The sequence below is a fragment of the uncultured Rossellomorea sp. genome (assembly GCF_947488365.1).
Lineage (GTDB): Bacteria > Bacillota > Bacilli > Bacillales > Bacillaceae_B > Rossellomorea.
On sequence record NZ_CANKZT010000001.1, the window covers coordinates 756000 to 768623 of the forward strand.

A 12624-nucleotide genomic window follows, 5' to 3' on the forward strand; every position below is an offset into this window, starting at 1 on the left:
AGCGAAAGGCCCCTTAGGATTTCTAAGGGGCCTTTCATCTTTACATATACGTAAATGGATTGGTTTCAGCTTTTGACGCGAATATATTGACGATATATCCTTTTTCAGAGGATTTTTTCGCTAAATGACTGGCCACTCCATCCTTCATGACCTTTTCGATGTGATGACCTGCATCAACTACATTCAGCCCCATCATCATGGCATCGTGGGCGGTATGGTAATAAATATCTCCTGAAACGAATACATCCGCTCCCTGTCTTTTCGCTTTTCCGATAAACTTATTTCCATCTCCGCCAAGCACCGCTACTTTCTTCACTTTCGCGTCCCCATCACCGATGACTCTGATTCCGTCCATACCAAATGTTTCTTTCACAACTAAAGCAAATTCCTTAAGACTCATCTCATTTTGTAAATGTCCGATTCTACCTAAGCCTAAAGCGGGTGATCCGTTTTTAAGGGAATAGATATCATAGGCAACTTCTTCATAAGGATGGTGGGTAAACATGGCTTTCAACACCTTTTTCTCTAAAGAAACAGGATAAACCGTCTCCACTTTCTCTTCAGCTACTTCCTCAAGGGAGCCTTGCTTCCCGGTATGAGGGTTCGTGCCTTCCTCAGGGAGGAATCTTCCCTTTCCTTCAGTCGAAAAGCTGCAATGTGAATAGTTTCCGATGTGCCCGGCTCCCGCATTACCGAGGGCCGTTCGAAGTTCCTTTGCATTTTCTTTAGGCACATAAACGACCAATTTACGGAGCTCCTCATGGTGAGTAGGAACGAGTACAGACGTATCCTGCAAATGCAGCATATCGGCCAGAAGGTCATTCACTCCCCCCGTCGCCACATCAAGATTCGTATGAGCCGCATACACGGCAATATCATGCTTGATTAACTTCTCGATCATCCGTCCCTGATACGTGTCCGTTTGCAGGGACTTTAGTGGACGAAAAAGCGGTGGATGGTGAGCAATGATTAATTTCACGTTGTTTTTGATTGCTTCATCCACCACATTCTCCAATACATCCAGGGTGATCATCACATTTTCAACCTTTTCGTTCACCTTACCAATTTGAAGACCAATCGGATCCCCTTCTTCTGCTAAATATTTTGGTGAAAATTGCTCAAACAGCTGGATGATCTCATGGCCGTTTACGGTCTTCATAGGATAAGAACCTCCTCCACCATTTTTATTTTTTGAATAAGTTCCCGTTTACGTTCTTCCAACGCATCCGTTTTTTCGGCTTTTTCCATGTTATTCAATATATTCTTCCATTGATGAAGTTCCTGATTCCATTTTTTCAAAAATGCATTATTACGCTCCTTCATCAAAAATGGACCGAGCAGCAACTCTTTTTCAAGCTCGCCAGAGTAGTGGCGTCTCGGATTCCCTTTCTCCGCCACTAGAATTTCATATACCTTATCATCTTCTACAAGAATGTCTTCCCCTATTAAGTCCCATTCATTGTCCATAAGCCACGTTCGGATGGACCTTGCACTCACATTAGGCTGAAGGACCAACCTGGGTTGATTGGTCAGCTTTGCTTTACCCGCCTCCAGGATAGAGGCAATCAATGTGCCCCCCATTCCGGCGATCGTAATACAATCCACTTCACCTGGAGAAATCACTTCCAGGCCATTCCCTAATCTTACTTCGACCTCTTGAGTTAATTCGGCATCTTCCACTTGTTTCTTGGCAGAAAAATATGGACCCTTCACTACTTCTCCTGCAATGGCAGAGGACGCAATGCCTTTATTGACGGCATAGCACGGTAAGTATGCATGATCCGAACCGATATCAGCGATTTTAGATTGCTTGGGTATGTATGAAACAACTGTTTCTAGTCGTTTTGATAATTGTTGAATATTCATTCGTTCACCTTTATCATTTTTATTGGATACATCATGTACGTTAATCATTTTAACCAACTTTTCTCTATAAAAAAAGCCCTTTGCCTAAAAGACAAAGAACCTTTTTCAATCATTGATTATTTAAGTGACTTGATCCAGTCTGCCATCGCATCTAGATTTTCTTCAGCAATTAAACCGGCTGGCATGATACCTTTACCATTTTTAATCGTTTCTTTAATTTCATCTTTAGAAAGTTCAGTTCCCTTTAGGGCTGGACCTGCTCCACCTTCATAGTTCCCACCATGACAAGATAAACAGTTATCTTTGTAAGCTGCTTCAGGATCGAATTCCCCGCTGGAAGCCTCTTCCCCTTCTTTACCTTCCATTTCCCCGTGACCTTCTTCTTTTGCTTTTTCATCAGCGTTGTTAAGGCCTTCTAAAGATAAGAAGAAAACAAGACCAATTCCAAGAGCCATGATAAGTACGAATGGAATGATTGGATTACGATTCATGATTTTAACCTCCTTTATGTACAAAATCCAAAAATAGTGCTCTTTTCAACACTTTATATTTTACTGTAAAAAACGACAAAGTAAAAGTACTATCAATTAACTTTTCCATCTTTCTCACAAATTAGACACATTTCATGTTAAATAAGGTAAGTTTTCATTTAAAGAAGGAGAGCCCTACTGTCCCAGAGCGGACCAATAGAGCTCCTGATTGCTGTTATAGTGTTTTCACCTTATTGACATCCTATCAGCCTTGAAATGACCATTCTCTGGACTTCTGAGGTCCCTTCCCCGATTTCAAGGAGCTTGGCATCCCGTAGATACCTTTCAACATGATATTCTTTCATGTATCCGTATCCACCATGAATCTGAATGGCTTCATCCGCTACTTCCATACTGATTTCTGAAGCATACAGCTTACACATGGAGGCTTCTTTCGAAAATGGTCTTCCCTGATCTTTCAACCATGCTGCCTTATGAACCATGTTCCTTGCCAGTTCAATCTTCATTGCCATGTCAGCAAGCTTAAATTGAGTGACTTGAAATTGGGATAAGGTTTTGCCAAATTGCTTTCTTTCCTTGGAGTACTGCAGGGCTTTATCAAAGGCAGCCTGTGCCACACCGACAGCCATAGCACCGATTCCAATCCTGCCCCCATCCAGGGTGACAAGGAACTGCTTGAATCCTTCTCCTTCATTCCCCAACAGGTTTTCTTTAGGGACTTCTACATCTTCAAGGACCAACTCAGTCGTGTTTGATGAATGAAGCCCCATTTTTTCATAATTATCGATGACCGTAAATCCTTTTGCTTTAGTCGGAACGATAATCGCACTTATTTCCTTATTTCCATTGTTTCTACCTGTAATCGCTGTTAAAGCGAGATGATTGGCGTAGCTTGCATTGGTAATATAACACTTATTACCGTTAATAACCCATTTATCCCCTTTATCCTCTGCAGTGGTTTGGGTTCCACCTGCATCGGAACCTGCATTAGGTTCAGTCAGGCCGAAAGCGCCAAATGATTCCCCTGTACAGATTGGCGTTAAGTATTCCTGCTTTTGTTCATGAGAACCAAATAGGTTAATGGGGGCTCCCCCCAGAGAAATATGAGCAGAGTACGTAATACCTGTCGACGCACAAGCCCGGCTTAGCTCTTCGGTTACAATTGCGAAACTGACCGTATCGGCGCCTGCCCCCCCATATTCCTCGGGAAACGGAAGTCCCATCATACCCAGATCAGAAAGCTTCTTGAAAATTTCTTTAGGAAACTCCTTTGTGCGGTCCCGGTCCAACGCACCAGGTGCCACTTCTTCTTCAGCAAATTCCCTGATTGTCTTTTTAATCATTGTTTGTTCTTGTGTTAAGTCAAAATTCATCCTTATCCCCCTTGTCTAACTTTGATGACTGAAAGCCCTAACTCCATTTCCATAATAGCGCTTTCAAACATAATCACTGCACTCTATGAATGCGCTCTCATTCTTATTATAAAAGGGAATGGTGAATTTTCTCAACTTTAAAAAACTTTTAAATTTTCAGAAGTTATAGTAATATATAAATAATTAGTAGGGTTCCACTGCGTAACCTGAAAGCGAAAATAACTCAGCCTCTATTTCCAACCTGCACTTTTCCAAAGGAAACTGTTCAAAAATAAGGTTATGTACATTCCGAAAGAACTCACAGCGAATAACTCTCCTGTTATTTCTATGGAGGGGAGAAGAAGTATACAAGTGGTAGCCATATACAAGAGTAGAGGAGACAATTGTTTCTTAGTATAATAAATTCCTATCCCTACTATTAATCCGACAAAACTTGCCAAAATCGTTGTTTGCAAAACGATTGACAATTCAGTAAAATAAATGACAAATAATGAAATTATCAAATCGCACAGGTTGAAAATAAGTTTCTCGTTTGGGCATTCTTTTGATCATTGTGTTTTTCCTTCGGTATACAATGCAAGGAGATGATCACATTAGTGCTCTGGCAGCATGTTGGTTTGCTTCCGAAATTGTATTTTATTTACAATCAATTCTTTTCTTGCATCTCTTTCTGTATTCACAATTGCCACACCTTTAGCAGATGAATCCTTTAGCTACATTCGTCAAAGGTGATAAAAAACCCTTTAATTTGGGCAAAAAAAAACCACCTCTACGCATAATAGAGGCAGCAAATGGGTTCTATTCCAAAAAGTCTTTTAATCGTTTGCTTCTGCTTGGATGACGCAGTTTTCTAAGAGCTTTTGCTTCTATCTGACGAATACGCTCCCGTGTTACACCGAAGACCTTTCCTACTTCTTCAAGCGTACGTGTCCTGCCATCATCCAGACCAAAGCGTAAACGAAGAACATTTTCTTCACGATCTGTTAAAGTATCCAGTACATCTTCAAGCTGTTCTTTTAAAAGTTCGTAAGCAGCATGTTCTGAAGGAGATTGAGCTTCTGCATCTTCAATGAAGTCACCAAGATGAGAATCGTCTTCTTCACCAATCGGTGTTTCAAGGGATACCGGCTCTTGAGCAATTTTAAGAATTTCCCGAACCTTTTCAGGTGTCAAATCCATTTCTTCTGCGATTTCTTCCGGTGCCGGTTCACGCCCTAAGTCTTGTAATAGTTGTCTTTGAACGCGAATCAGTTTGTTAATGGTTTCCACCATATGAACCGGGATACGAATCGTTCTGGCCTGATCAGCGATAGCACGTGTGATGGCTTGGCGAATCCACCAAGTTGCATACGTACTGAATTTGTACCCCTTGCGGTAATCAAACTTTTCTACCGCTTTAATCAGACCCATATTCCCTTCCTGGATAAGGTCCAGGAATAGCATACCGCGACCGACGTAACGCTTAGCGATACTGACAACCAGTCTTAAGTTCGCTTCAGCGAGACGTCGTTTAGCTTCCTCATCGCCCTCTTCAATTCTCTTGGCTAGATTTATCTCTTCCTCTGCAGATAAAAGGTCGACTCTTCCGATTTCTTTCAGATACATACGAACCGGATCATTTATTTTAACCCCTGGAGGAACACTTAAATCATTCAGATTGAATTCTTCTTCTTCTTCCTTCTCTAACTCCGTGGCACCCGGATCATCATCTTCGTCATTTTCATTGATGATTTCTACACCCTGTTCACCTAATTGTTCGTAAAATTCATCCATTTGATCTGAATCCAACTCGAACCCTGATAATTTATCAGCAATATCTTCGTATGTGAGGACTCCTCTTTTTTTACCTTGGTTAACTAAAAATTCTTTCACCTGATCAACAGTTAATTCTGACGCTATTTGTTTGGAACGCGCTGACTTTTCAGCCATTTGTTCCCCTCCTTCCAACTTCCTTACAAAACCTTATTATAGAGACTTACGCAGCTGTAAGATTTCCATTGCTATTTGTGCTTCTTTTCGGTAATCCTTCAGTCGTTCTGCTTCTTTTCTTTCCACTTCTTTTTCTTTTATTCTCAACATCTTTTGATGTTTTAACACCTGATTGACATAATCTACTAATTCTTGGTCCGTACTTTCTTCGCTAATAGACATCATTTCAATGTCCGTTACGATCCTTCTTAACCTCTCATCGGGAAGATACCCAATAAAGGCACTGGCACTTGGAGGTAGACCTTCTTCATAATAACCCAATAAATAAGTAATAATAGCCTGATGTTCATCAATATTAAGGTTAGTACCTGCAAGCCACTCTTGCACCTTGTAAGCGATATTCGGATCCTTAAGCATATAGGCAATCAATCTTCTCTCAGCAGTTTGGTATGCGGGTAACAATTTAGACTGAGTCTGCCTGGTGAAAGTACCTTGCATACCTATCTGTTTAGGTGGTTTAGACTTCCGTTTGTCCGGGCCTTCCAGTTCAGTTAACTGCTCTTGAAGAGCCTCTAAAGATAGTTCGAACTCATCCGCCAAATACCTTAAATAATAATCCTTTTCAACCGCCTTACTCAGATGAGTAATTTCCTTAAGTATTTCTTCTATATACTTCAGGCGATCTCCTTCATCGTTTAAGTTTTTCTTCAGCTTATAGTACCGAAGCTTAAATGCCATGAACGTTAAGCTTGCCCCTATTACATCTTGTTGAAACTTTGTTGAACCATATTTGGAAATGTAGTCATCAGGGTCTAATTGTTCCGGTATTGAAGCGACACGAATATTCAGCTGATGATTGTGAAGAAGATTTCCTGCCCGGAATGCAGCTTCCACTCCAGCAGAATCACCATCATAACAAATGATAACGGAATCCGTTAGACGCTTGAGCAAGCCTATTTGCTGCTCTGTTAATGAAGTACCCATAGTGGCTACACCATTTTCCACTTCTGCTTCATTAGCTGAGATGACGTCGGCAAATCCTTCAAACAGGATGGCCTGTTGCTTTCTTCTAATCATTGCACGTGCGCCGTGATAATTATAAAGAATGCTGCTTTTGTTAAAAATTTTCGTTTCCGGACTGTTTAAGTACTTCGGTTCATCATTTGAATCAATGCTTCTTCCTGAAAATGCGACCGTGTTCCCTTTGGTATCAACAATAGGAAACATGATTCTTCCTCTGAAGCGATCTAAGAAGGAATTGTCTCTTTCTCTTCTAACGAGTAAACCCGCCTCTTCCATCAGCTCCAGGGAATAGCCTCGTTTCTGAAGGAACTTAACCGTGAAATCCCAGCTTGGAAGTGACCATCCAATCTGAAATTTAGTAATACTTTCAGTAGTAAACCCCCGGTCCAACAAATATTCGAGGGCTTCCTGACCTTCCTTTGTATTTAGAAGGAGATGATGGTAAAATTTACTTAATAACCCATGAGCTTCCATCATTTGCTTTTCATCTTCTTGAGGGGGAAGTTCCCTTTCAGATGAAGAGGTTTGAATGGAGATTTCTTCTCCTACTTTAGAGCCAAGCTTTTGCGCTGCTTCCAGGAAGCTTAAACCATCAACATCCATTAAAAACGTAAACGCATTTCCTCCGGCTCCGCATCCGAAGCAGTGAAATATTTGTTTGTCAGGGGAAACAGAAAAAGATGGAGTATTCTCTCCATGAAACGGACACAAACCAAAATAATTGCGCCCCTGCTTTTTCAGTTGTACATAATCACTGACGACATCTACGATATCAGTTGACGATAAAATTTTATTTAACTTATCTTCAGGGATTCTTTCAGACACGATTTATCACCTGTTTTTATTTACCCTCTTAATCCATTCTGTATTTATTAAGATTCTCCTGCAATTTCCGACAAGATTTTATCGAAGCAAATACAAAATGTTTCTCTGTCTTCATTTGTAAAAGGTTTAGGACCTTTACCATAGTTTCCTTTACGGCGTTCTTTTGCTGCGACGTATCGATAATCGAGTGCGGTGACTATACTCTCTTCCCTGTAGGCTTTTCCCCTGGGAGAGATGGCATAAACTTTTTTCGGCAAGACCAAGCTTGCCAATCCAATATCCTGGGTTACCAGTACATCCTGGGGTCTGACATGGTTCATAATGTATAAGTCAGCCGCTTCTTTCGAACTATCGACATATACCCACCTGCCTTGGTCAGGTGTGTTCTTTCTATGGGCATGAGAAGCAACAAAAACAACTTCAAATCCATATACTCTGGTAATTTTAATGATTTCCTGTTTTACCGGGCAAGCATCTGCATCTACATAGACGATAGACTTATGTTCGCTCATACTAACTATTCTACATCACTCCGTATTATCCTTCTCTCTTTATGAACTTTCCTAGAGATTTGATTAAAATTGTCGAATTTTAATTGAGACGAGACTTGACATATCACAATAATTAGTTTATTCCTTAAGGGTTTAGTCTAAACCTATTTTAAATATTTTTATCACAATTTTTTATTATAGTATAATCGGACAGGTTTGACCACTATAAAAACTCAGGTAAATGAAACCTTTCTATGCTAATGTTTATATTCACCCAAAAAAAGAATGATTCTTCCACTTTATTCAGGGAAAGAATCATTCTTTTTTACTTAAAAGTTAATCGTTTGAGTGCTGATAGATATTGGTAATGACATTCGCTGTTTCTTCAACCGCTTTGTTCGTTACGTCGATCACATGACACCCGATCCGATCGGTGATTTTCTCGAAATATTTCAGCTCATCTTCGATCCGTTGAATATTCGCATAGCTCGCCTGATCGTTCAATCCCAATGATTTTAATCTTTCACGGCGGATTGTATTTAACTTCTCAGGGCTGATCTTTAATCCGAAACATTTCTTCGGAGAAACCATAAACAGTTCCTCTGGAGGATCGACTTCCGGTACGAGTGGTACATTGGCCACTTTAATTCTCTTCAGTGCAAGGTATTGTGATAATGGCGTTTTCGATGTTCTTGATACACCCACTAAGACAATATCCGCTCTAAGGATACCGCGAGGATCTCTGCCGTCGTCGTACTTAACGGCAAACTCAATGGCTTCTACTTTCTTAAAGTAATCATCATCCAACTTTCTTACCGTTCCTGGCTCGAACAATGGTTCCTTTTGGTAAACTGATTGATATTTATCCATTAATGGACCGATAATATCGAAAGCGTATAACTCTTCTCTTTCAGCTTCTTTTTTAATATACGCCCGCATATCCGGCTTTACCAGGGTGTAAACAATAAGCCCCTGGTTTAATTTCGCTAAGGAAATCACTTCGTCGATATGTTCCAGGTCCTCTACATACGGAAAGCGTTTAATGACCGTATTGGAACCATTGAATTGGCTAATCGCCGCTTTTGTGACTAGTTCAGCAGTTTCACCCACCGAGTCGGAAACAACATAGATGATCGGTTCTCTCACGATCGTTCACCACCTTCTAATATTCATCTGCTAATGCTACAAATGCTTTCGTGATATTGGTTTTCGTAATTCTGCCTATTACCTCTAAATCGCCTTTTTCTGTTTTCTTAATCACAGGAACAGAGTCAATTTGCTTATGAATCAAGTCTTTGGCTACGCCTATTAGCTGGTCATCTTTTTCACAGACGGTAATATTGGGCATTCTCGTCATAATAATATTCACCGGCAAGGTACTAAGTTCCTGCTTCCCGATGCTCGCTCTTAAAAGATCCTTACGAGATAGAACTCCAACTAAATACGTATTGGCATCGACTACAAATAATGTCCCTACGTCCTCCAGGAACATTGTAACAATGGCATCATACACAGAAACATTTTCATTTACCACTACAGGAATCGATTGATAATCCTTAACATATATTTTGTTAAGGTTTTCTGTCAACAGCTGCGTTCCTGTTTTCCCTGTATAGAAATATCCCACTCTGGGACGGGCATCAAGGTAACCCGCCATGGTTAGAATGGCTAGATCAGGTCTGAGAGTTGCCCTGGTCAAGTTTAATTGATCGGCGATTTGTTCACCAGTGATAGGTCCGTTGTCTTTAACTATTTGTAAGATATGTTCTTGACGCTTATTAAGTTCGATTGTTACTCACCACCTAACGAACAGACTATTTATGTTATACTTTATATGAAATATTATATACTATTTAATCGAAATGAAAAGAGCATATTATCATTCTATTGTGTCAACACTATATTTTAAATTTCACTTTACAAAGAGTATCTTTTTTTAAAACAAACTTCAAATCTTTTCTCTTCATGAGATCAATAGTTGTTTTTATTCAAGCATCATGATAAAATATCTTCATCTTACAACCAATAATGCTATGACGGATCGATAAGTACTTGCTGCACTCAAGCGACCAGGGAGGGTGAAAGCCTGGAAAGCAAGGAAACGGCAATCCCGAGCTATTTAAACTTTAAAAGTGGGTATACATGTATGACACGTATATCAACTAGGGTGGAACCGCGAGTATCAAGCTCGTCCCTAGGCCATGCGCCTAGGGACGAGCTTTTTTATTTTATTTACATACATGATGAAAAGGAGTGACTTTTATGTCAATGGAACAAGTAGTAAATTTAGCGAAGCATCGCGGATTTGTTTTCCCGGGTTCTGAAATTTACGGAGGACTTGCTAACACGTGGGATTACGGTCCATTAGGTGTAGAATTAAAAAACAATATTAAAAAAGCATGGTGGAAAAAATTCGTACAGGAGTCCCCTTACAACGTGGGTCTCGATGCAAGTATTTTAATGAATCCACAAACCTGGGTAGCCTCTGGTCACGTTGGAAACTTCAACGATCCAATGATCGACTGTAAGCAGTGTAAAACACGCCACCGTGCAGACAAAATCATTGAAAATGCCCTTGAAGAAAAAGGTATTGAAATGATAGTGGATGGACTTTCGTTTGAGAAAATGGAAGAAATCATCAAGGAGCACAGCATAGCGTGCCCGGATTGCGGAAGCCAGGACTTCACGGATATCCGTCAATTCGATTTAATGTTTAAAACTCACCAAGGCGTTACGGAATCTTCAACAAACGAAATCTATTTACGCCCTGAAACGGCTCAAGGAATCTTTGTCAACTTCAAAAATGTGCAGCGTTCCATGCGTAAGAAAATGCCATTTGGTATTGCACAAGTCGGAAAAAGCTTCCGTAATGAAATTACACCTGGTAACTTCACATTCAGAACACGTGAATTTGAACAAATGGAACTGGAATTCTTCTGTAAACCAGGCGAAGACCTCGAGTGGTTCTCTTACTGGCGTGAATTCTGTAAAAACTGGTTACTTAACCTGGGAATGAACGAAGATAACATGCGTTTACGCGATCATGATAAAGACGAATTATCCCATTACAGCAATGCAACTACGGATATTGAATACAAATTCCCATTCGGATGGGGAGAGCTTTGGGGCGTAGCAGATCGTACAGACTTTGATCTAAAGCGTCATATGGAACATTCTAATGAGGATTTCCATTACATGGATCCTCAAACAAACGAAAAGTATGTACCATACTGTATCGAACCGTCTCTCGGAGCAGACCGTGTAACTCTTGCGTTCCTGTGTGATGCCTTTGAAGAAGAGGAGCTTGAAAATGATTCACGTACAGTGCTTCGTTTCCATCCGGCACTGGCTCCATTCAAGGCTGCGGTACTGCCGCTTTCGAAGAAGTTGTCTGATGATGCATTCAAGGTGTATGAAGAATTATCACAGGATCTTATGATTGACTTCGACGAAACAGCATCAATCGGTAAACGCTACCGTCGTCAAGATGAAATCGGTACACCATTCTGTATCACATTTGACTTTGACTCCGTTGAAGATCGTCAAGTGACCGTGCGTGACCGTGACACAATGGATCAGGTAAGAATGCCTATCAGCGAAGTTAAAGCATTTTTACAGGGAAAAATTCAATTTTAAAACCTAAAGCGGAGGGGCTTTGCCCAGAGGCGACAAGCATAAGACGAACATACCGGAAAAGCGTTCTTTGCCTTTTTGGTATGTTTGACTTATGACCTCGAGCCTCTAAGCCCCGGAGCTAGCAGACACATAAAAAACAGGCCCATTCACATATCGTGAATGGGCCATTTCTATATAATCACAAGCAGCTTTATAAGCTAGAATAAGTCCTTTAGGTTATCCATTTGGTCGAGGAACCTTCTGGATTTTAATGTTAAACCTGAATTTTCATCGTAATAAGTCCTGATTACCCGCTTCAATTGAAGTTTTGTTTCATCTTTTACCGATATATTTCCCAATCGATTGAGATCAAAATAGTAAAATACCCTCAGAAGCTTCACAGTGCTTTGTGAGATCGGAAAATGATGAGGATCTTCACTTAGACAGCGATGACAGATGAATCCATTTTCTTTAAAGGAAAAGGCGAACTCACCATCAGCTTCCCCGCATACACTACATCCATTCAAATGAGGATACAGCCCCAATACCGGGAGCATCTTCATTTCAAATATGTGCATAAGAATCTCAGGATCATAGTCTTCATTTAAATAGTGAATGGTCTTGTAAAGCAATTCAAATAGAAATGGGTTCGGTTTCCGGTCCTCCGTCGCTTTGTCGAGAAGGTCGACGATGTAAGTGGCATAAGCCGTCTTAAACAAATCTTCCCTTACATGCCTTAACGATTCAACCATTTCTCCCTGTTGGAGAGTCCCCAGCCCACTTCCTTTAATAAAAAGGAAATAACCATATGTAAACAATTGTGAAATGGCGGATAGACGGCTATTAGGTTTCTTTGCCCCTCTAGCCATCAATCCAATCTTTCCGAATTCTCGTGTGTATATGGTAACAATTTTGTTCGACTCACCGTAATGATTCGTTCGAATAACGATTCCTTCACACTTCTGTAGCATATAGCCACCTCCCGATATCAATCCACCCGGGTGATGACAA

At 40.5% G+C, this 12624-nt stretch carries 11 protein-coding genes; 1 reads left to right on the top strand and 10 read right to left on the bottom strand.

Translation table 11 applies throughout. The features are described from left to right. Nucleotides 1-40: 40 nt before the first annotated feature. The 9 genes from Q1B03_RS04085 to Q1B03_RS04125 all read right to left on the bottom strand — a co-directional run bounded on the left by Q1B03_RS04085 (nucleotide 41) and on the right by Q1B03_RS04125 (nucleotide 9787). Nucleotides 41-1159 carry a Nif3-like dinuclear metal center hexameric protein gene (locus Q1B03_RS04085; protein ID WP_299738464.1) on the bottom strand — a complete coding sequence of 373 codons (1119 nt, stop codon included), beginning with the start codon at nucleotides 1157-1159 and terminating at the stop codon, nucleotides 41-43. Further along, on the bottom strand, nucleotides 1156-1866 hold the full coding sequence (locus Q1B03_RS04090) for a tRNA (adenine(22)-N(1))-methyltransferase TrmK (protein WP_299739616.1): 711 nt from the start codon (nucleotides 1864-1866) through the stop codon (nucleotides 1156-1158). The genes Q1B03_RS04085 and Q1B03_RS04090 overlap by 4 nt, the downstream gene beginning before the upstream one ends. Nucleotides 1867-1982: 116 nt before the next feature. Further along, complete coding sequence (cccA, locus tag Q1B03_RS04095; protein ID WP_044339623.1) at nucleotides 1983-2357, bottom strand: cytochrome c550; 375 nt, start codon at nucleotides 2355-2357, stop codon at nucleotides 1983-1985. 230 nt (nucleotides 2358-2587) lie between these two features. Beyond that, entirely contained in the window at nucleotides 2588-3730 is a 1143-nt protein-coding gene (locus Q1B03_RS04100) for an acyl-CoA dehydrogenase (RefSeq protein ID WP_299738470.1), read from the bottom strand. Between the two features lie 798 nt (nucleotides 3731-4528). After that, entirely contained in the window at nucleotides 4529-5659 is a 1131-nt protein-coding gene (gene rpoD, locus Q1B03_RS04105; protein WP_044339621.1) for an RNA polymerase sigma factor RpoD, read from the bottom strand. A gap of 36 nt (nucleotides 5660-5695) precedes the next feature. Beyond that, nucleotides 5696-7507, bottom strand: coding sequence for a DNA primase (dnaG, locus tag Q1B03_RS04110; RefSeq protein WP_299738473.1), 1812 nt, complete (start codon nucleotides 7505-7507; stop codon nucleotides 5696-5698). 47 nt (nucleotides 7508-7554) lie between these two features. Next, a complete protein-coding gene (locus Q1B03_RS04115) occupies nucleotides 7555-8019 on the bottom strand; it encodes a YaiI/YqxD family protein (RefSeq protein ID WP_299738475.1) in 465 nt (154 codons plus the stop codon). A 315-nt stretch (nucleotides 8020-8334) separates the two neighbouring features. After that, complete coding sequence (locus Q1B03_RS04120) at nucleotides 8335-9147, bottom strand: pyruvate, water dikinase regulatory protein (protein ID WP_299739618.1); 813 nt, start codon at nucleotides 9145-9147, stop codon at nucleotides 8335-8337. Between the two features lie 13 nt (nucleotides 9148-9160). After that, the gene (locus Q1B03_RS04125) at nucleotides 9161-9787 is read right to left on the bottom strand and encodes a helix-turn-helix transcriptional regulator (protein ID WP_044339617.1); all 627 of its coding nucleotides are present in this window, start codon (nucleotides 9785-9787) and stop codon (nucleotides 9161-9163) included. A 473-nt stretch (nucleotides 9788-10260) separates the two neighbouring features. On the opposite strand from Q1B03_RS04125, the gene Q1B03_RS04130 reads away from it, so the two are divergent. Further along, entirely contained in the window at nucleotides 10261-11634 is a 1374-nt protein-coding gene (locus tag Q1B03_RS04130) for a glycine--tRNA ligase (RefSeq protein WP_299738477.1), read from the top strand. A 197-nt stretch (nucleotides 11635-11831) separates the two neighbouring features. On the opposite strand, the gene recO is transcribed toward Q1B03_RS04130, so the two are convergent. Beyond that, entirely contained in the window at nucleotides 11832-12584 is a 753-nt protein-coding gene (recO, locus tag Q1B03_RS04135; RefSeq protein WP_299738479.1) for a DNA repair protein RecO, read from the bottom strand. Nucleotides 12585-12624: the final 40 nt, after the last annotated feature.